Genomic DNA, 19687 nt, shown 5'->3' with positions numbered 1-19687 from the left:
CTTGCGAGTACCGACCCGCGGTTGGCGCAGTCGTACCTGACGCACGAAGCGCACCTCCTGCAGCCCCTGTGCGTGGCGCAGGTCTGCAACCCGATTGCGCTTGTAGTAAGCCTGACGGCTTATTCCCAGAAACAGGCAAGCCCTGACGATGGTCAGCCTCTCGACTTGCCGCTGCGAGAGGACTTGCCGGGTCGCTTTTTTACGATGGAGACGCCGTAGTCGTTCTTCAGGACATCAACGACGGCCTCAAAGAACTGGGCCTTCTGGCTCATCAGCGCCAGCTGCTGTTCGAGCTCCTTGATGCGCTGTTCGGGCGTCTGGTTGTCGGGGTCTCCATTTATGTGGGGGAAAGGTGTAAACCATATTCAGGACGGGACAACAGCCACAAAAAAGCCGCTCATTCGAGCGGCTTTTTTATGCAAGCGGGGGAAGAAAATTACTTTTTCTTCTTGGCCTTGGCGTTCGGCAGGTCGGTGATGGAACCTTCGAACACTTCGGCTGCCAGGCCCACGGACTCGTGCAGAGTCGGGTGAGCGTGGATGGTCAGCGCCAGATCTTCGGCGTCGGCACCCATCTCTATGGCCAGACCGATCTCGCCCAGCAGCTCACCACCGTTGGTACCGACGATGGCACCACCGATGACGCGGTTGCTGTCTTTGTCGAAGATCAGCTTGGTCATGCCGTCGGCGCAATCGGAGGCAATGGCGCGGCCGGAAGCAGCCCAGGGGAAGGTGGCGACTTCGAAGTTCAGGCCCTGTTGCTTGGCTTCCTTCTCGGTCAGACCGACCCAGGCCATCTCTGGCTCTGTGTAGGCGATGGACGGGATCACTTTCGGGTCGAAGTAGTGCTTCTTGCCGGCGATGACTTCGGCCGCCACGTGGCCTTCGTGCACACCCTTGTGAGCCAGCATCGGCTGACCGACGATGTCACCGATGGCGTGGATGTGAGCCACGTTGGTACGCAGCTGCTTGTCCACTTCGATGAAGCCGCGCTCGTTGACGGCAACACCGGCTTTCTCGGCGTCCATCAGCTTGCCGTTCGGCACACGGCCGACCGCGACCAGCACGTTGTCGTAGCGAACCGGCTCGGCCGGGGCGTGCTTGCCTTCGTAGGAGACGTACAGGCCGTCTTCACGGGCTTCAACTGCGGTGACCTTGGTCTCCAGCATGATGTTGAATTTCTTGGCAACGCGCTTGGTGTAGATCTTGACGATGTCTTTGTCCGCAGCCGGTACCAGCTGATCGGCAAATTCCACTACGTCGATCTCGGAACCCAGGGAGGAGTAAACGGTACCCATCTCCAGGCCGATGATGCCGCCGCCGATAACCAGCAGCTTGCCCGGTACTGTGGTCAGTTCCAGCGCATCGGTTGAATCCCAGACGCGGGGGTCATCGTGGGGGATGAAGGGCAGCTTCACCGGACGGGAACCGGCCGCGATGATGGCGTTGTCGAAGGTGACGGTGGTCTTGCCGTCGGCGCCTTCCACTTCGAGGGTGTTCGGGCCGGTGAACTTGCCGAAGCCGTTCACAACCTGGACTTTACGCATCTTGGCCATACCGGCCAGACCGCCGGTCAGCTGGTTGATGACCTTCTCTTTCCACAGACGCACCTTGTCGATATCGGTCTGCGGAGCACCGAAGACGATGCCGTGCTCGGCCAGCGCCTTGGCTTCTTCGATCACTTTGGCAACGTGCAGCAGCGCCTTGGAGGGGATGCAGCCCACGTTCAGGCAGACGCCACCCAGGGTGGAGTAGCGCTCGACGATAACGGTATCCAGACCCAGATCGGCGGCACGGAAAGCAGCGGAATAACCGGCAGGGCCAGCACCCAGTACTACGACCTGAGTTTTGATTTCTTTACTCATCATGACCTCTTTGTCGTTCTATATCCCCGGACAGCACAGTCTTATGCCAAAGAAGGCGGCTGCAGCCGTGAAAAAAACGGGGCAAGTTTATAATTTTGTTAATGAAATGAGAAGTGAAAAGGGCGAGCTCTGTGCTCGCCCTCTCATTTACATTTACAGAACCAGTCGACGAATGTCGGACAGCACACCACTCAGGGTGGTGACGAAGCGAGCACCGTCGGCACCGTCGATGACGCGGTGGTCATAGCTCAGTGCCAGCGGCAGCATCAGACGCGGCACGAACTCCTTGCCGTTCCACTTCGGCTTCATCTCGGACTTGGAAACGCCCAGGATGGCCACTTCCGGCGCGTTGACGATCGGGGTAAAGCTGGTACCGCCGATGCCACCCAGGCTGGAAATGGTGAAGCAACCGCCCTGCATGTCGGCAGCGGTCAGCTTGCCGGCACGGGCCTTCTTGGAGATCTCGGCGAGATCGCGGGACAGCTCATAGATGCCCTTCTTGTTGACGTCGCGAACGACCGGTACGACCAGGCCCCCCGGAGTGTCAACCGCCACACCGATGTGGATGTACTTCTTCATGATCAGCTTGCTGCCGTCTTCGGACAGGGCGCTGCAGAAGCGCGGGTGCGCTTCCAGGGCCTTGGCGGCGGCTTTCAGGATGAACACCAGCGGGGTGATCTTCACATCCAGCTTCTGCTTCTCGGCCAGCATGTTCTGCTCTTTGCGGAAGGCTTCCAGATCCGTGGTGTCGGCTTCGTCGAACTGGGTGACGTGGGGGATCATGGCCCAGTTGCGGTGCAGGGCAGGACCGGAGATCTTCTGGATCCGGGTCAGTTCCAGCTCTTCGACCGGACCGAACTTGCTGAAGTCTACCTTCGGCCATGGCAGCACGTTCATGCCGTTGCCATTGCCTTGACCTGCAGCTGGGGCGGACTCGGCGCGCTTGACCGCATCCTTCACATAAGCCTGCACGTCTTCTTTGACGATGCGACCCTTGCGACCGGAAGCCTTCACCTTGGCCAGGTTGACGCCGAACTCACGGGCCAGACGACGAACCGCCGGGGAGGCGTGAACATAGGCATCGTTGGCGACGAAGTCGGAGGCAGCGGCAGCCGGGGCAGCAGCCTGAGCAACCGGCGCAGCGGCAGCAACAGGTGCGGCAACGGGGGCAGCAGCCTGGGCAACCGGGGCGGCGGCAGGGGCAGCACCAGCCACTTCGAACACCATGATCAGGGAACCGGTGGAGACCTTGTCACCCGCCTTCACCTTGATCTCCTTGACCACACCGGCGAACGGTGCAGGGACTTCCATGGAGGCCTTGTCACCTTCCACGGCGATCAGGGACTGGTCGGCTTCGACCTTGTCACCCACGGCGACCATGATCTCGGTCACTTCCACTTCGTCACCGCCGATGTCAGGTACGTTGACCTCTTTGGCAGCGGCGGCAACCGGGGCCGCAGCCACGGGAGCGGCGGCTTGAGCCGGAGCAGCAACAGCAGCAGGCGCAGCGCCAGCCACTTCGAATACCATCACCAGGGAACCGGTAGAGACCTTGGCGCCGGTGGCGACCTTGATCTCGACCACGCGGCCCGCGAACGGTGCCGGTACTTCCATGGAGGCCTTGTCACCTTCCACGGCGATGATGGACTGGTCGGCTTCAACCATGTCGCCCACGGCAACCATGATCTCGGTCACTTCGACTTCGTCGTCACCAATGTCAGGTACGTGCACGTCTTTGGCAGCGGCAGCAACAGGGGCAGCCGGTGCGGCGGCAACCGGAGCGGCAGCCTGAGCCGGAGCGGCGGCGGCAGCGCCTTCCGCTTCGAAGATCATGATCTGGGAACCGGTGGCAACCTTGTCGCCCACCTTGATCAGGATCTCTTTGACGATACCCGCGGCCGGAGCCGGGACTTCCATGGAGGCCTTGTCACCTTCCACGGCAATCAGGGACTGGTCGAGCTCGACCTTGTCACCCACGGCGACCATGATCTCGGTCACTTCAACTTCATCGGCACCGATATCCGGCACCATAATCTGTTTGGACATTGTGCTTTATCCTCTTACGCGTACGTTTATCGCGTTAACCTTGGCAAGAGCAGGTTCCGGCTCGTTGTTGCCGTCCGGACCCTGTATGTCCTCTTACCCTTATGTCGCATTAACCTGGGCAAGGCCCTGTCCGGCACGCAAGTCCGGACAGGGCGCTCAATCCTCTTACGCGTACAGCGGGTTAACCTTGTCGGCATCGATGCCGTACTTGGCGATGGCGTCGGCCACAACCTGCTTGTCAATCTCACCGCGCTTGGCCAGTTCGGTCAGGGCAGCGACAACGACATAGAACTCGTTCACTTCGAAGTGACGACGCAGGTTGGCACGGCTGTCGGAACGGCCATAACCATCGGTACCCAGTACACGGTAGTTCTCGGTCGGCACGAAGGCACGCACCTGCTCGGCGAAGGACTTCATGTAGTCAGTCGCGGCGATAGTGGCTTCGGAACCCAGTACCGAGGTGATGTAGGGCACACGGGCGGCCGCGGTCGGGTGCAGCATGTTCCAGCGATCGGCGTCCTGACCATCACGAGCCAGCTCGTTGAAGGAGGTTACGCTGAACACGTCGGAACCCACGCCGTATTCGCTGGCCAGGATCTGGGCGGCGGTACGGACGTGGCCCAGGATGGAGCCACAACCCAGCAATTGTACCTTGGCCTTGCTACCGGCCACGGACTCCAGCTTGTAGATACCCTTGCGGATACCTTCCTCGGCGCCTTCCGGCATGGCCGGCATCGCATAATTTTCATTGAGAGTGGTGATGTAGTAGAAGACGTTCTCCGGCTTCTCACCGTACATGCGACGCAGACCGTCCTGCACGATCACAGCTACTTCATAGGCGTAGGACGGATCGTAGGAGATGCAGTTCGGGATGGTGCCGGCCAGGATGTGGCTGTGACCATCTTCGTGCTGCAGACCTTCACCGTTGAGGGTGGTACGACCTGAGGTCGCGCCCAGCAGGAAGCCACGGGCTTGCTGGTCACCGGCTGCCCACGCCATGTCGCCGATCCGCTGGAAGCCGAACATGGAGTAGTAGATGTAGAACGGGATCATCGGGCAATCGTTGGTGCTGTAAGAGGTCGCAGCAGCCAGCCAGGAGGACATGGCGCCCAGCTCGTTGATGCCGTCTTGCAGAACCTGACCCTGCTTGTCTTCCTTGTAATAGGAGACGATGTCGCGGTCTTGCGGGGTGTACTGCTGACCGTGCGGGCTGTAGATGCCGATCTGACGGAACAGACCTTCCATACCGAAGGTACGGGCTTCGTCGGCCAGGATCGGAACGATGCGCTTGCCGATAGACTTGTCTTTCAGCAGCACGTTCAGGGAACGCACGAACGCCATTGTGGTGGAGATCTCGCGCGCCTGCTCACCCAGCAGCGGGCCGAAGGCATCCAGAGCCGGGATTTCCAGCTTGGTGGTGCTCTCGCGCAGACGGGTCGGTACATAGCCCTTCAGCGCGGCACGGCGAGCGTGCAGGTACTTGTGCTCTTCGGTACCTTCTTCGATCTTCAGGTACGGCAACTCTTCCAGCTGCTCGTCTGTGACCGGCAGGCTGAAACGATCGCGCAGGTGACGAACTGAGCCCAGATCCATCTTCTTGACCTGGTGAGCGATGTTCTTGCCTTCGGCCGCTTCGCCCATGCCATAACCCTTGATGGTCTTGGCCAGGATGACGGTCGGCTTGCCCTTGGTCGCTGCGGCCTTGGAGAAGGCGGCGAACAATTTACGGGGGTCGTGACCACCGCGGTTCAGGGCGAAGATCTCCTCGTCGGTCATGTCTTTGACCAGGGCGGCAGTTTCCGGATAACGGTTGAAGAACTGCTCACGGACGTAAGCGCCGTCGCGGGACTTCATGGTCTGATAGTCGCCATCCACGGTTTCGTTCATCAGCTGGATCAGCTTGCCGGAAGTGTCTTTCTTCAGCAGCTCATCCCACTTGCGACCCCAGATGACCTTGGTGACATCCCAGCCGGCGCCTGCGAACAGACCTTCCAGCTCGTTGATGACCTTGCCGTTGCCGACAACAGGACCGTCCAGACGCTGCAGGTTGCAGTTGACCACGAAGACCAGGTTGTCGAGCTTTTCACGCACGGCAACGGTCAGGGCGCCCTTGGCTTCCGGCTCGTCCATCTCGCCGTCACCCAGGAAGGCGTACACGGTCTGCTCGGAGCAATCCTTGATACCACGGTCGGTCAGGTACTTCAGGAAGCGAGCCTGATAGATGGCGGCGATGGGGCCCAGACCCATGGAAACGGTCGGGAACTGCCAGAAGTCCGGCATCAGTTTCGGGTGCGGGTAGGAAGGAATGCCCTTGCCGTCCACTTCCTGACGGAAGTTGTCCAGCTGCTCTTCGGTCAGACGACCTTCGGCGAATGCACGGGCGTAGATGCCCGGGGAGATGTGACCCTGGAAGTAGACCAGATCGCCACCGTCCTTCTCGCTGCGAGCGCGGAAGAAGTGGTTGTAGCAGACTTCGTAGATGGTCGCGGAAGAGGCGAAGGAAGACATGTGACCACCGAGGTCCAGGTCTTTCTTGGAGGCGCGCAGCACTATCATCATGGCATTCCAGCGGATGATGGCGCGGATGCGACGTTCCATCTCCAGGTCGCCCGGGTAAGCCGGTTCGTCGCTGGCAGGAATGGTGTTGATGTAGTCGCGATTCGCCTTCTCAGCCACGTCAACACCGCTAACGCGTGCCTTCTCAGTAAGCTGTTCAAGGATGAACTGAGCGCGTTGCGGACCCTCTTCACGCAGCAGGGATTCCAGAGAGGCAAGCCACTCCAGCGTTTCTATCGGGTCCACATCGTTCTTCAGGATATCAGACATGGCTGGTTCCTATTTTGTTGTGATTGCACGGCATTGCACGGCGAAGGGCGCAAGCATTCGACAATAGAGCCTTGTGGGATTAGTTATCCTGCTGACGGATCCGACGCATGGATCGCTGGATCCGGCTGTCTTCCCTCTGCATATCCAACAAGGTGTCCTCGATAAAGGCCAGGTGCTCATGACAAGCAGCCCTGGCCCGCTCCGGAGCCCCCGACAGGATAGCCTCGATCAGGCTCGCACGATGGCGACGGATCTTGGCTACCACTCCCGGACGGCGATTCAAAATCTCGTTATTGCGTAAAATGTTCTGTTCGAGCATGGGGCCCATGGCCCGCAGCAGGTGCAGCAGCACCACGTTGTGGGACGCCTCCGCCACCGCCAGATAGAACTGGGTGACGGCGGTCGACTCGACCACCAGCGATCCCTGCTGACCCGCCTCTTCGATGGCGGACTGCGCCAGGCGGATCCGCTCGAAATCGGCCTCAGTCCCCCGCAGCGCGGCATAGTAGGCACAGATGCCTTCCAGCGCGTGACGAAATTCCAGCAGGTCATACTGGGCTTCCGGGTGGGTACTGAGTAGTTCGAACAGGGGATCGGCGATCCCCTTGCTCAAGGCATTCTGTACATAGGTGCCACCGCCCTGACGGCGATACAAGAGTCCCCTCGCTTCCAGACGCTGGATGGCTTCGCGCAGGGAAGGCCGCGACACCTGAAACTGGATGGCAAGTTCCCGCTCGGGGGGCAGCTTCTGCCCCGGCTGCAAGCTGCCTTCCAGAATCATGCTTTCCAGCTCGGCGACGATGGCGTCGGCCAGCTTGGGCTGAGTTATCTTGATATAGGGCATGAGGCTACTTTGTTAAATTGGTATTACCAATTCTATGATTGGGGCGAAAATTAGCAGAGGGCTTGGAAAAAGTCCACCCAAAATATGATCTGCATCAAGAACGAAGCTTGCCACTTTAGGGGTAAAAAAGCGAAATCATGATATAGCTCATAGAAAATGGTCTGACCAATATTTATGAGCTTGCTCACAGATAACATTTGGCCAACAGCATGAAAAATGGCTCACCAAAAAGGCAAGCCATTGATTTTAAAAACACAAACTAATGTTTGGATTTTTTACTCAAAGTTGAGCATCCCACGATAGCGCTGCCATTCGAAACTGGTGCCAGGATCCGTCTTGCGACCCGGCGCTATGTCGCAATGGCCGACGATGCGTGATGCCGTCACCTCGGGATACTGATCAGAAATGGCCCGACTGAGGCCTGCCAACACCTCATACTGCGCATCGCTGTACGGCAGCTCGTCGGTTCCTTCCAGCTCGATGCCGATGGAGAAGTCGTTGCACGCCTCCCGCCCCTCCCAGCTCGATACTCCCGCATGCCAGGCTCGCGCAGTGAACGGCACATACTGCACCAATTCGCCATCGCGGCGGATCAGACAGTGGGCCGAGACCCTTAGCTGATGAATGCCAGCAAAGTAAGGGTGGGCATCGGGATCGAGGCGACCGAGAAACAGATCGTCGATCCAGGGGCCACCAAATTCTCCCGGTGGCAGGCTGATGCCGTGTATCACCAACAGGGAGATGTCGCCCGGGCCGATCCGTTCATTGTGATGGGGCGAAGGCACCCTGCGGGCCTGTTCACACCACCCAGCTGGATCGATGGAAAAAATGGTTGTGGGTTCAGTCATCGTCTACTCGACTCACAATTGGGAGAGGGACGCCATGGACTGTGCCCGCCGCCGCAAGAAACCGGAAACAAGCCTCTGAATCCATGGGTAAAGCTGTGTTAGGCTGAGCCATCACTTGCAAGGCACTGGACCCCATATGCACCCGATGGCACGCCGTCTCTGGCTGCTGGCCTGGCTCTCACTGCTGGGTCTGCTGACCCTCTACTTCTACTCAGGTGCTCAGCCGACCGTGACCGCCAGCGGCGAGCTGCTGCTCAAGGCCGATGCCAGTGGTCACTATCGTCTGGAGGGTGCCATCAACGACCAGCCGGTGCAACTGCTGCTGGACACGGGGGCCACCCGGGTGACCATACCGAGCCAGGTGGCGTCGCGCCTCGGCCTCGTCGCCACCGGTCGCAGCCGGGTCAATACGGCGGCGGGCCAGATCCTGGTCGAGACGGGCCGGATCGAAAGCCTGGCGATGGGCCCACTGACCCTGTACGATTTGTCCGTCTTTATCAATCCAGCTGCCGACGGGGAGGAGATCCTGGTGGGCATGAATGCCCTGGGCCGGCTGGAATTACGTCAGAAAGACAGGCAGTTGCTTCTCAGACCCTTGCAGGAATAAGGCATGTTACAACAGGACATCAGCCGCGCCGTGCGCGCCGCACTACTCGAAGACTTGGGCGATGCCCTCACCGCACTGGATCAACCGGATGCCAGCGCCGATATCACAGCCCAGTTGATCCCGGCCGATCGCATCTCGACGGCGCGCGTCATCACCCGCGAGGCTGGCGTATTCTGCGGTCAGCCCTGGGTCGACGAGGTGTTTGCCCAGCTCGGCGGCGAGGTCAAGGTGGAATGGAAGGTTCAGGATGGCGAGCGCCTCTCCCCCAATCAGGAGCTGTTCCGCCTCCACGGCCCGGCCCGGGCGCTGCTGACCGGCGAGCGCAATGCCCTGAACTTCGTGCAGACCCTGTCCGGGGTCGCCACTCTGACCGCCCGCTACGTGGCCGAGCTTGAAGGGACAGAGTGTCGCCTGCTCGACACCCGCAAGACCCTGCCCGGCCTGCGTAGCGCCCAGAAATATGCCGTCACCTGCGGCGGCGGCAAAAACCACCGTATCGGGCTCTACGACGCCTACCTCATCAAGGAGAACCACATCCTCGCCTGCGGTGGCATCCGGGAAGCCATTGCCGAGGCGCGCCGCCTCAACCCGGGCAAACCGGTGGAGGTGGAGGTGGAGTCCCTGGCCGAATTGGAGCTGGCGCTGACCGCCCAGGCTGACATCGTGATGCTGGACAACTTCGATGTGCCCATGATGAAAGAGGCCGTCCGTCTGAATCAGGGGCGCGCCAGGCTGGAGGTCTCCGGCAACGTCACTCTGGAGACGCTTGCCGACTATGCCGCCACCGGCGTCGACTTTATCTCGGTGGGAGCCCTGACCAAGCACGTGCGGGCGCTGGACCTCTCGATGCGCTTCATCGAAAGCTGAGCGAGTAGAACGAGTCCGCCTGGCCCAAAAATATTACAGGGCTCGAAACTTGCAAAAGGCGCCATCGGCGCCTTTTCTATATGCAGGATCCCACGACATAAGGAGTGTGAAGATGGGCCCTCCCCAATCTTGAGAAGCGTCATTAGAGACCATTTAATCCTTGATTTTGCTATCATTTTCACTAAATGACAGAAAAGTGGTTAACAAGGGCCTTGCCTCTGTTGCCAACCCGAAGCGCTCGGATAAGATGCTGGAGTGTGGATAGATTTCCACCAGCACTTTTCAGGAACCATGGACAAAAGGATATTTGACATGAAAAGACAGTCAGGGTTTACGCTAATCGAATTGATGATAGTGGTTGCGATCGTCGCCATTCTGGCCGCCATCGCCCTGCCGGCTTACCAGAATTACACCAAAAAGGCTAAAATGACTGAAGTTGCTTCTGCAACCGGCAAATATAAAACCGCTGTTGAAGTCTGCTATCAGACAAATGGCACCTCATGCGCAACAACCGATGTTCAGACCGCTTCAGCTGCAACCGCAACTCAAGGAAACGTCACGATTGCCGTTACAGGGGGCGCAACCGCGGCCTGGGTTATTACTGCTACACCGACAGCTTCTGCTGCTGCAGGGGTTCTAGCTCCATTGACAACATCAGATCAGTTTATTTTGACTAGCTCAATTCCAGATACTGCCGGTAATCTCCCTTTGACATGGACAGGTGATTGCTCAACCTCTGCTGTCGATTATTGCCCAGGTAAATAATGACCTCTAGCCTCAATAGCGGCCTGGCCACCAGCCTGGCCGCTTCCTCCCTCCTCAGTGAGCCGGACTCACAGCGCTATCTGAGCCAGGCCAGGGCGCAGCGCAAGCCCTTTGTCACCTTCCTGATCGAGAACGACATACTCGACAGCAAGGCGCTGGCGGATTTCTGCGAGCTGGAATATGGGGTACCTCTGCTGGATCTTGCCGCCTTCGACCTGGCCGAGATCCCGCAGAAGTACCTCAATCAGAAGCTTATCGAGAAGCATCATGTGCTGCCCATCTATACCCAGGGCCACACCCTCTATATCGCCATGTCGGACCCGACCAATGTGTCGGCCCTGGAGGATTTCGGCTTCAGCTTCGGCCTGCACACAGAAGCCTTGCTGGTTGAGGAGAGCAAGCTCACCGCCGCCCTCGGCAAGCTGATGGACACCGAGCAGGACACCCTGGGCATGGATCACATCGACGAGGCCGAGATCTCGGAGCTCGAGGTGTCCGATGAGGGTTCGCGCCTCGACGAGAGCGTCAATACCGCCGACGACGATGCCCCCATAGTCAAATACATCCATAAAATCATGATGGATGCCATCAAACGTGGCGCATCCGACCTGCATTTCGAACCCTATGAGACCAAGTACAGGATCCGCTTCCGGATCGACGGCATACTGCATGAAGTCGCGACCCCACCGGTCAATCTGGCGAACCGTTTCGCGGCCCGTCTCAAGGTGATGGCGAGACTCGATATCGCCGAGCGACGCCTGCCCCAGGATGGACGGATCAAGCTGAAGATCTCACGCAGCAGATCCATGGACATGCGGGTCAACACCCTGCCCACCATGTGGGGAGAGAAGATCGTCATCCGCTTGCTGGACTCGTCAGCCGCCCGCCTCAACCTCGATCAGCTCGGCTTCGACGATCGCCAGAAGGCGCAATACCTGCATGCGCTCTCCAAGCCACAGGGCATGATACTGGTCACGGGCCCCACGGGGTCGGGCAAGACGGTGTCGCTCTATACAGGTCTCAACATCCTCAATACCAGCGAGGTCAACATCTCCACCGCCGAGGATCCGGTGGAGATCAACCTGCCCGGCGTCAATCAGGTGCAGATCAATCCCAAGGCGGGGCTCACCTTCGCCAGTGCTCTGCGCTCCTTCCTGCGCCAGGATCCCGACATCGTAATGGTGGGGGAGATCCGGGATCTGGAAACCGCCGAGATTGCCATCAAGGCCGCCCAGACTGGTCACCTTGTGCTGTCGACCCTGCACACCAATTCAGCGGCCGAGACCCTGACCCGGATGATGAACATGGGGGTCCCCGCCTTCAACATCGCCTCCTCGGTGACCCTTATCATGGCCCAGCGTCTCGCCCGCAAGCTGTGCGATCACTGCAAGGCCCCTGAGGTGGTGCCCGACGCCGAACTGCAGGAGCTGGGCTTTACCCAGCAGCAGCTGGCCGCCGGACTGCGACTGTTCAAGCCGGTCGGCTGCAAGGAGTGTTCGGGAGGCTACAGAGGACGGGTCGGCATCTATGAAATCATGCTGATGTCGGACAACATCGCCAAGCTGATCATGCAGGGGGCTAATTCGCTACAAATCGCCGCCATCGCCCAGAAGGAGGGCATGCGCACCCTGCGCATCTCCGGCCTGGAGAAGGCCCGTCTGGGGGTCACCAGCCTGGCCGAGATCAACAGGATCACCACGAACTGAATACGCAGTGTTCGAGTCATCAAGCCGGGTGAGGCCCATGCAGTCACCCTTTTGATGTTCTTCAAGCCAAGATGAGCCGGACAGGCAACACCCTCATCCGGCCACCGTCGCCCAATTGCAGGATGCAGTGATGGCAACATTAGCTCAAAAACAGAATGCACCAAAAAAGGTCTTCTCCTTCCGCTGGCACGGCGTCAATCGCAAGGGACAAAAGGTTTCCGGTGAGCTGCAGGCCGACAGCATCACGACCGTCAAGGCGGAGCTGCGCAAGCAGGGCGTCAATGTCACCAGGGTCAGCAAGCAGGGTCAGGGGATGTTTTCCAAGGGCGGCGCCAGGATCAAGCCGATGGACATCGCCGTCATCTCCCGCCAGATCACCACCATGCTCTCCGCCGGTGTGCCGCTGGTGCAGAGCCTGCAGATCATCGCCCGCGGCCACGAAAAAGCGGCGGTGCGCGAGCTGATCGGCCAGATCGCCGCCGATGTGGAGACAGGCACCCCCCTGTCGGATGCGCTGCGCCGCCATCCCCGCCACTTTGATGCCCTCTACTGTGATCTGGTGGAGGCGGGGGAGCAGTCAGGCGCGCTGGAAACCATCTACGACCGGATCGCCATCTATCGCGAGAAGAGCGAGGCGCTCAAATCCAAGATCAAGAAGGCCATGTTCTATCCCGCCATGGTCATCCTGGTCGCCATCATAGTGACCTCCATACTGTTGCTGTTCGTCATCCCCCAGTTCGAAGAGATCTTCAAGAGCTTCGGGGCCGAGCTGCCTGCCTTCACCCGATTCATCATTGCCATCTCCCGCTTCATGCAGGATTGGTGGTACGCCATCTTCGGCGGCATAGCCCTGACAGTGTTCCTCTATGTGCGCGCCTGGCGCAGCTCCCAGAAGGTACGTGACAACACCGACAAGTTCATCCTCTCCATTCCGGTCGTTGGCAACATACTGCACAAGGCGGCCATGGCCCGTTTCGCCCGCACCCTCTCCACCACCTTCTCCGCCGGTATTCCCCTGGTGGATGCCCTGGTCTCCGCTGCCGGGGCCTCGGGCAACTATGTCTATCGCACGGCTACCCTGGCCATACGCAACGAGGTCGTGGCTGGCATGCAGATCAACGTCGCCATGCGCACCGTGGATCTGTTCCCCGACATGGTGATCCAGATGGTGATGATAGGTGAAGAGTCCGGCGCCATCGACGACATGCTCTCCAAGGTAGCCGCCATCTTCGAGCAGGAGGTGGACGATATGGTCGATGGTCTCACCAGCCTGCTCGAGCCCATCATAATGGTGGTGCTGGGGGTGCTGGTCGGCGGCATGGTCGTCGCCATGTACCTCCCCATCTTCAAGCTGGGCTCTGTGATACACTGAGCCCCTTCGGCAGAGCGACCAGCGGGCATGGCTCGTTCTGGTCCTCTGCCATCCTGATTCTCAACGCAAGCGGTTGATTTATGGTGCCTCTGATCGAACTGGCCCAGGGCCTGCCCTGGCTCTATCTCTCCCTGGTTTTTCTCTTCTCCCTGATGGTTGGCAGCTTCCTCAACGTGGTGATCCATCGCCTGCCCATCATGCTGGAGCGGGAGTGGCAGGCCGAATACAGTGACTACTTCGGCAGCGAAGTGGCCACCTCCCCCGCCGAGCCCTACAACCTGATGGTGCCGCGCTCCCGCTGCCCGCACTGCGATCACCCCATAGGCGCGCTGGAGAACATCCCCCTGTTGAGCTGGCTCTGGCTCAAGGGGCGCTGCCGGCAATGCAAGGCGCCTATCTCGGCCCGCTATCCCCTGGTCGAGCTGCTGACCGCCCTGTTGTCGGTCGCCGTCGCCGCGACCCTGGCTCCGGGATGGGGTACCCTGGCCGCACTCTTGCTGACCTGGGTACTGGTGGCCCTCACCTTCATCGATCTGGACAAGATGTTGCTGCCGGACCAGCTCACCCTGCCGCTGCTGTGGGGCGGTCTGTTGTTCAATCTGGCGGGGGGCTTTGTGCCACTGGCCGATGCGGTGATCGGTGCCATGGCCGGCTATCTGGTGCTCTGGAGCCTCTACTGGGCGTTCAAGCTGCTGACCGGCAAGGAGGGGATGGGCTATGGAGACTTCAAACTGCTGGCGGCGCTCGGTGCCTGGCTGGGCTGGCAGGCGCTGCCCATAGTGCTGCTGCTCTCGTCACTGGTCGGCGCCATCATCGGCATAGGGCTCATACTGCTGCGCAACCATCATCAGGGCAAACCCATCCCCTTTGGCCCCTATCTCGCCATCGCGGGCTGGATAGCGCTGCTGTGGGGGGATAACATCACCCGCTGGTATCTGGACATAGTTCTCTAGCAAGGGGATCACAAATCTATGTATGTGGTAGCCATCACCGGCGGTATAGGCAGCGGCAAGACGACCGTCGCCAACCAGTTTGCGGCCCTGGGGATAGAGGTGGTCGATGCCGACCTGATTGCCCGCGAAGTGGTGGAGCCCGGCACCCCGGCCCTGACCGCCATCGCCAGCCATTTTGGTCCCGGCATCCTGGATGAACAGGGGCGACTGGACAGACGGGCCCTGCGCGAGCGGATCTTCAGCGATCCGGCGGCCAAGTCCTGGCTCAACGCCCTGCTCCACCCGATCATCCGCAGTGAAATGCTGCGCCAATGCGCGGCAGCCAACTCCCCCTACTGCCTGCTGGTGGTGCCCTTGCTGGTCGAGAACCGGCTCACCGGGCTGGCCGATAGAGTGCTGGTCATCGACGTGGATGAGGCGACCCAGATCGAGCGAACCTGTCGCCGGGACGGGGTCAGCCGGGAGCAGGCCCAGGCCATACTGGCCTCCCAGGCGAGCCGCAGCGAGCGTCTGGCGATGGCCGATGACGTGCTGGACAACCAGAGTGGCACGACTGAGACCATACGGGAGCGAATTTTAGCGCTGCACGAGACATATCTGGCATTTGCCTCTCAACAAGCCCCCCAAGTGTGAGTACACTAGGCCGGTTTATGGCTGGCCAGGATTAGGCATGATTTACGATTTTCCCCTCAACGAAAAAAGCCGGACCTATCTTCGTCTGGAGTCCCTGTTTTCCCAGATCCGCGACAATCTGGAGAGTGACCAGTCCTGGGCACACATCGCCTTCTTCAAGGGGTTGTTCGATTTGCAGGAGTTGCTGGAGCGCGGTGATCTGCGCGCAGATCTGATCAAGGATCTGGAGCGTCTCGGCCAGCGTCTGAGCCATTGGGCCAGCCTGCCGGACGTTGACCTCGAGCAGATCCAGCGGATGCAGCAGGAGAGCACCCAGCTTTCCCGCAGCCTGCTCAATTCGCCACGGCCCGGCGCCCGCCTGAAAGAGGATCGTCTGCTCGGATCCATCCGCCAGCGCTTCTCCATTCCCGGTGGCCTCTGCGCCTTCGACGTGCCACAACTGCACCACTGGCTGGTGACACCGGCCGTGGCTCGCCATCAACAGATGCAGCAATGGCTCAGCGACATCAACCTGCTGATGAACGCCATCTCCCTGCTGCTGCGGCTGTGGCGTGAATCGGGGCACTTCAGCGATCAGGTTGCCACCAACGGCTTCTTCCAGGATACCGCCGAGGGGGCCGAGTTGATCCGCATCCGTCTGATCGGCTCCCAGTCCTGCTACCCGACCCTGAGCGGCCACAAGAACCGCTTCGCCCTGCGTTTTCTGCCCACCGTAGAACAACCGATTGGCGATGTGCCTTTCCAGCTCGCCTGCTGCTAAGGAGCGCCCATGGTAACCAAGGTAAAGTGTCCGACCTGCCAGACTGAACTGGAATGGGGTCCCCAGAGCCCGTTTCGTCCCTTCTGCAGCAAGCGCTGCCAGCTGATCGATCTCGGCGAGTGGGCCGATGAAGAGAAGCGGATCCCGGGGGAGATCAATCCGGATCTGCTGCCGGATCCGGAAGAGGGCGACCAGTGGCTATAAGTCAGTGGTAGCACTCACCTCTGCAAAATGAAAAAGGGCCGATTGGCCCTTTTTCATTGTCTTGCTACCGGCTCACGCCAGCGCGGCCTGCAGCCGCGCCACTATGGGGCCATTGGCATCGGGGAACTGGTAGTTGTGCAGCTCTGCCAGCGGCACCCAGCGGCATTCCTGCCCTTCCTTGCCAAAGGGCTCGCCCAGGAAGCGGGTCACCCTCCAGATATCCAGCAGCACCTGCTTGTCCGGGTAGTCGTGGTGCAGCTCCATGAAGGGAGCGCAATCCTGCACCCGGATGCCTATCTCCTCCCACAGCTCCCGATCCAGCGCGGTGAGCAGGTCTTCCCCCGACTCCACCTTGCCCCCGGGAAACTCCCAGCGATCACCCTGATGGCGATCGGAGGAGCGCTTGGCGATGAAGATATCGCCCCGTTCATTCTCGATGACGCCGACCGCCACCCAGATCCGCTTTTTCTGTTCCATCTTGTTACCTTTGCACTCAATGCCTGATCGGGTTGCTCTATGACCCCAACACCCGGCTGGGTGAGCTGCCGATGATGCCTAACATCCGATTTCGCGTCGCCATCTGACAAAAACAAGGCGGGCACCGGGCCCGCCTTGTCATGGCATCACGTCAATCAGGTCAACTGACCGTGACAATGCTTGTACTTCTTGCCGGATCCGCAAGGGCAGGGATCGTTGCGACCGACCTTCTGCTCGTCGCGCACGAAGGTCACCGGTGCCGCATCGGCCTGGGTCTCTTCGTCGGCCAGCTGGTTCTCGGCGGCGGCATGGGTATAGGTGCGGGGAGCCGCTTCCGCCTGCTGGCGCTGCTGCTCTTCCATCGCCTCCACGTCGCGCTCCTGCACCTGAACCCGGCTCAGGATGCTGACCACGTCGCGCTTGAGGGTTTCCAGCATCTGGGTGAACAGATCGAAGGACTCGCGCTTGTACTCCTGCTTGGGGTTCTTCTGGGCGTAGCCGCGCAGATGAATGCCCTGGCGCAAGTGATCCATGGCCGCCAGATGTTCCTTCCAGAGGCCATCCAGGGTCTGCAGCATCACCGCCTTCTCGAAGTTGCGCAGCACATCGACGCCGACCAGTTCCTGCTTGTGGGCATAGAGCTTGGTGGCCTCTTCCAGGATGCGTTCGCGCAGCTTCTCTTCATACAGCTTGTCGTCTTCCGCCAGCCACTGCTGCAGCGGCAGATCCAGCGCGAAATCGGACTTCAGGCGCGCTTCCAGACCCGGCACGTCCCACATCTCTTCCAGGGACTGGGGCGGAATGTACTCGTCGATCACGCTGCCATAGACGTCATCGCGGATGACGTGGATGGTGTCGGAGATGTCGTTGGTGTCCAGCAGCTCGTTGCGCTGCTCGTAGACCACCTTGCGCTGGTCGTTTGCCACGTCATCGAATTCGAGCAAGTTTTTACGGATGTCGAAGTTGCGACCCTCCACCTTGCGCTGAGCATTCTCGATGGCCTTGGTTACCCAGGGATGTTCTATGGCCTCGCCCTCTTCCATGCCCAGCTTCTTCATCATGCCGGTCACGCGATCGGAGGCGAAGATCCGCATCAGGGTATCTTCCATGGAGAGATAGAAGCGGGAGGAGCCCGGGTCACCCTGACGGCCGGAACGGCCGCGCAGCTGGTTGTCGATACGGCGAGATTCGTGACGCTCGGTACCGATAATGTGCAGGCCGCCAGAGGCCAGCACGGCGTCGTGACGCACCTGCCAGGCCGCTTTCAGCTCGGCAATCTGCTCGCTGGTCGGGTTCTCCAGCGCGGCGATCTCGGCCTGCCAGTTGCCCCCCAGCACTATGTCGGTACCACGACCGGCCATGTTGGTGGCTATGGTGACGGCGCCGGTCTGACCGGCCTGGGCGACGATTTCCGCTTCCATGGCGTGGAACTTGGCGTTCAGCACCTTGTGCGGGATGTTTTCCTTGGTCAGGATGCCGGACAGCAGTTCGGAGTTCTCGATGGAGACGGTACCGACCAGCACCGGCTGACCACGCTCGACGCAACCACGGATGTCTTCGACGATGGCGGCGTATTTTTCTTGGGCGGTCAGATAGACCAGATCGCCCATGTCCTTGCGCACCATCGGCTTGTTGGTCGGAATGACAACGGTATCCAGACCATAAATTTGCTGGAATTCAAAGGCTTCGGTATCCGCTGTCCCCGTCATCCCCGCCAGCTTGTCATAGAGACGGAAGTAGTTCTGGAAGGTGATGGAGGCCAGGGTCTGGTTCTCGTTCTGGATCTTGACCCCTTCCTTCGCCTCGACCGCCTGGTGCAGGCCGTCGGACCAGCGACGACCCGGCATGGTACGGCCGGTGTGCTCGTCAACGATGACGATCTCGTCCTTCTGGACTATGTAGTCGACGTTGCGTTCAAACAGGGTGTGGGCACGCAGGCCGGCGTTGACGTGGTGCAGCAGGCTGATGTTGGTGGCGGAGAACAGGGAATCCTCTTCCGCCAGCAGCCCCTCTTTCTTGAGCAGCTCTTCCACGAAGATCTGGCCGTTTTCGGTCAGCAGCGCCTGGCGGTTCTTCTCGTCCACAGTGTAGTGACCGTCGCCGGTATACTCTTCCGAGTCTTCCTTGTCCTGCTTGACCAGCAGCGGGATCAGCTTGTTGATCTGGGTATACATGGCGGAGCTGTCTTCCGCCGGACCCGAGATTATCAGCGGGGTACGGGCTTCATCGATGAGCACCGAATCCACCTCATCCACCAGCGCGTAGTTGAGCGGACGCTGCACGCGCTGCTCCGGCGAGAACGCCATGTTGTCGCGCAGGTAGTCGAAACCGAATTCGTTGTTGGTACCGTAAGTGATGTCGGCGGCATAGGCGTCGCGCTTCTGAGACGCATCCATGCCGGGCACGTTGCAGTCGACCGTCATGCCGAGGAAGGTGAACAGCGGGCGGTTCGCCTCCGCATCACGCTTGGCCAGATAGTCGTTCACCGTCACCACATGCACACCGCGACCGGTCAACGCATTCAGATAGGCAGGCAGCGTCGCGGTGAGGGTCTTGCCTTCACCCGTCTTCATCTCGGCGATGCGGTTGGAGTTCAGCACCATGCCGCCGATCAGCTGCACGTCGAAGTGACGCATGCCGAACACACGGCGGGACGCCTCGCGCACTGTGGCGAACGCTTCCGGCAACAACTGCTCCAGGGTCTCACCCTGCTCCAGGCGCTGACGGTACTCGGCGGTCTTCGCCTGCAGCTCGCCATCGGACAAGGCCTCGAACTGAGGCTCCATCGCATTGATCTGTTTAACAATTTTACGCAAAGCCTTGAGCGTTCTGTCGTTCCGGCTGCCGATAATCTTGGTGAGCAGTGTGCTAATCATGTGTACCAACTGTTTTGGTTATATAAGCGTTCCGTCACT

16 protein-coding genes and 1 pseudogene are annotated in these 19687 nt (G+C 60.0%); 9 read left to right on the top strand and 8 right to left on the bottom strand.

Going from position 1 to position 19687, the window contains the following annotated elements; translation table 11 throughout:
* From G4923_RS19180 to ampD, 6 genes and pseudogenes are all read right to left on the bottom strand, one after another.
* Positions 1–332 (bottom strand): annotated as a pseudogene (locus tag G4923_RS19180) (IS3 family transposase); the annotation flags it as partial.
* 104 nt (positions 333–436) lie between these two features.
* Positions 437–1864 (bottom strand): dihydrolipoyl dehydrogenase, encoded by a 1428-nt coding sequence (gene lpdA / locus G4923_RS19175; RefSeq protein ID WP_106885664.1) that lies wholly within the window; start codon positions 1862–1864, stop codon positions 437–439.
* 153 nt (positions 1865–2017) lie between these two features.
* A complete protein-coding gene (aceF, locus tag G4923_RS19170) occupies positions 2018–3910 on the bottom strand; it encodes a pyruvate dehydrogenase complex dihydrolipoyllysine-residue acetyltransferase (RefSeq protein WP_163138002.1) in 1893 nt (630 codons plus the stop codon).
* 165 nt (positions 3911–4075) lie between these two features.
* Positions 4076–6736: a pyruvate dehydrogenase (acetyl-transferring), homodimeric type gene (aceE, locus tag G4923_RS19165; protein WP_163138001.1), complete on the bottom strand. Its 2661-nt coding sequence runs from the start codon at positions 6734–6736 to the stop codon at positions 4076–4078.
* Between the two features lie 79 nt (positions 6737–6815).
* Positions 6816–7580, bottom strand: coding sequence for a pyruvate dehydrogenase complex transcriptional repressor PdhR (gene pdhR, locus G4923_RS19160; RefSeq protein ID WP_106885661.1), 765 nt, complete (start codon positions 7578–7580; stop codon positions 6816–6818).
* Positions 7581–7855: 275 nt separating this feature from the next.
* On the bottom strand, positions 7856–8428 hold the full coding sequence (ampD, locus tag G4923_RS19155; RefSeq protein ID WP_163138000.1) for a 1,6-anhydro-N-acetylmuramyl-L-alanine amidase AmpD: 573 nt from the start codon (positions 8426–8428) through the stop codon (positions 7856–7858).
* A 136-nt stretch (positions 8429–8564) separates the two neighbouring features.
* On the opposite strand from ampD, the gene G4923_RS19150 reads away from it, so the two are divergent.
* From G4923_RS19150 to yacG, 9 genes are all read left to right on the top strand, one after another.
* Positions 8565–9035 (top strand): retropepsin-like aspartic protease family protein, encoded by a 471-nt coding sequence (locus G4923_RS19150; RefSeq protein ID WP_163137999.1) that lies wholly within the window; start codon positions 8565–8567, stop codon positions 9033–9035.
* A 3-nt stretch (positions 9036–9038) separates the two neighbouring features.
* Positions 9039–9902: a carboxylating nicotinate-nucleotide diphosphorylase gene (gene nadC, locus G4923_RS19145; protein ID WP_163137998.1), complete on the top strand. Its 864-nt coding sequence runs from the start codon at positions 9039–9041 to the stop codon at positions 9900–9902.
* A 312-nt stretch (positions 9903–10214) separates the two neighbouring features.
* Positions 10215–10667 carry a pilin gene (locus tag G4923_RS19140; protein WP_163137997.1) on the top strand — a complete coding sequence of 151 codons (453 nt, stop codon included), beginning with the start codon at positions 10215–10217 and terminating at the stop codon, positions 10665–10667.
* Positions 10667–12373: a PilB family type IVa pilus assembly ATPase TapB gene (tapB, locus tag G4923_RS19135; protein WP_163137996.1), complete on the top strand. Its 1707-nt coding sequence runs from the start codon at positions 10667–10669 to the stop codon at positions 12371–12373. Before G4923_RS19140 ends, tapB begins: the two co-directional genes overlap by 1 nt.
* Before the next feature lie 130 nt (positions 12374–12503).
* Entirely contained in the window at positions 12504–13745 is a 1242-nt protein-coding gene (locus tag G4923_RS19130; RefSeq protein ID WP_106885656.1) for a type II secretion system F family protein, read from the top strand.
* Between the two features lie 80 nt (positions 13746–13825).
* Positions 13826–14698, top strand: coding sequence for a prepilin peptidase (locus G4923_RS19125; RefSeq protein WP_163137995.1), 873 nt, complete (start codon positions 13826–13828; stop codon positions 14696–14698).
* 18 nt (positions 14699–14716) lie between these two features.
* On the top strand, positions 14717–15331 hold the full coding sequence (gene coaE / locus G4923_RS19120) for a dephospho-CoA kinase (RefSeq protein WP_163137994.1): 615 nt from the start codon (positions 14717–14719) through the stop codon (positions 15329–15331).
* Positions 15332–15368: 37 nt separating this feature from the next.
* Positions 15369–16091: a cell division protein ZapD gene (gene zapD, locus G4923_RS19115; protein WP_163137993.1), complete on the top strand. Its 723-nt coding sequence runs from the start codon at positions 15369–15371 to the stop codon at positions 16089–16091.
* Positions 16092–16100: 9 nt separating this feature from the next.
* A complete protein-coding gene (yacG, locus tag G4923_RS19110) occupies positions 16101–16295 on the top strand; it encodes a DNA gyrase inhibitor YacG (RefSeq protein WP_025328449.1) in 195 nt (64 codons plus the stop codon).
* A 72-nt stretch (positions 16296–16367) separates the two neighbouring features.
* Here the strand turns inward: yacG and mutT are convergent, their stop codons facing one another.
* Together mutT and secA are read right to left on the bottom strand one after the other, a co-directional pair.
* On the bottom strand, positions 16368–16772 hold the full coding sequence (gene mutT, locus G4923_RS19105; protein ID WP_163137992.1) for an 8-oxo-dGTP diphosphatase MutT: 405 nt from the start codon (positions 16770–16772) through the stop codon (positions 16368–16370).
* Between the two features lie 155 nt (positions 16773–16927).
* The gene (gene secA / locus G4923_RS19100; protein WP_111911128.1) at positions 16928–19648 is read right to left on the bottom strand and encodes a preprotein translocase subunit SecA; all 2721 of its coding nucleotides are present in this window, start codon (positions 19646–19648) and stop codon (positions 16928–16930) included.
* Between the last annotated feature and the right edge of the window lie 39 nt (positions 19649–19687).

Origin of the sequence: Aeromonas rivipollensis, assembly GCF_010974825.1 — a bacterium.
In the GTDB taxonomy this organism is placed as follows: Bacteria; Pseudomonadota; Gammaproteobacteria; order Enterobacterales; family Aeromonadaceae; genus Aeromonas; species Aeromonas rivipollensis.
The sequence above is the reverse complement of the archived record's forward strand: the minus strand, read 5'-3'. Positions and strand labels throughout refer to the sequence as shown.

Excerpts from the sequence above, each read along its gene's own strand:
- lpdA (WP_106885664.1), bottom strand. The coding sequence starts at position 1,864 with ATGAGTAAAGAAATCAAAACTCAGGTCGTAGTACTGGGTGCTGGCCCT.
- aceF (WP_163138002.1), bottom strand. The coding sequence starts at position 3,910 with ATGTCCAAACAGATTATGGTGCCGGATATCGGTGCCGATGAAGTTGAA.
- aceE (WP_163138001.1), bottom strand. The coding sequence starts at position 6,736 with ATGTCTGATATCCTGAAGAACGATGTGGACCCGATAGAAACGCTGGAG.
- pdhR (WP_106885661.1), bottom strand. The coding sequence starts at position 7,580 with ATGCCCTATATCAAGATAACTCAGCCCAAGCTGGCCGACGCCATCGTC.
- ampD (WP_163138000.1), bottom strand. The coding sequence starts at position 8,428 with ATGACTGAACCCACAACCATTTTTTCCATCGATCCAGCTGGGTGGTGT.
- G4923_RS19150 (WP_163137999.1), top strand. The coding sequence starts at position 8,565 with ATGCACCCGATGGCACGCCGTCTCTGGCTGCTGGCCTGGCTCTCACTG.
- nadC (WP_163137998.1), top strand. The coding sequence starts at position 9,039 with ATGTTACAACAGGACATCAGCCGCGCCGTGCGCGCCGCACTACTCGAA.
- G4923_RS19140 (WP_163137997.1), top strand. The coding sequence starts at position 10,215 with ATGAAAAGACAGTCAGGGTTTACGCTAATCGAATTGATGATAGTGGTT.
- tapB (WP_163137996.1), top strand. The coding sequence starts at position 10,667 with ATGACCTCTAGCCTCAATAGCGGCCTGGCCACCAGCCTGGCCGCTTCC.
- G4923_RS19130 (WP_106885656.1), top strand. The coding sequence starts at position 12,504 with ATGGCAACATTAGCTCAAAAACAGAATGCACCAAAAAAGGTCTTCTCC.
- G4923_RS19125 (WP_163137995.1), top strand. The coding sequence starts at position 13,826 with ATGGTGCCTCTGATCGAACTGGCCCAGGGCCTGCCCTGGCTCTATCTC.
- coaE (WP_163137994.1), top strand. The coding sequence starts at position 14,717 with ATGTATGTGGTAGCCATCACCGGCGGTATAGGCAGCGGCAAGACGACC.
- zapD (WP_163137993.1), top strand. The coding sequence starts at position 15,369 with ATGATTTACGATTTTCCCCTCAACGAAAAAAGCCGGACCTATCTTCGT.
- yacG (WP_025328449.1), top strand. The coding sequence starts at position 16,101 with ATGGTAACCAAGGTAAAGTGTCCGACCTGCCAGACTGAACTGGAATGG.
- mutT (WP_163137992.1), bottom strand. The coding sequence starts at position 16,772 with ATGGAACAGAAAAAGCGGATCTGGGTGGCGGTCGGCGTCATCGAGAAT.
- secA (WP_111911128.1), bottom strand. The coding sequence starts at position 19,648 with ATGATTAGCACACTGCTCACCAAGATTATCGGCAGCCGGAACGACAGA.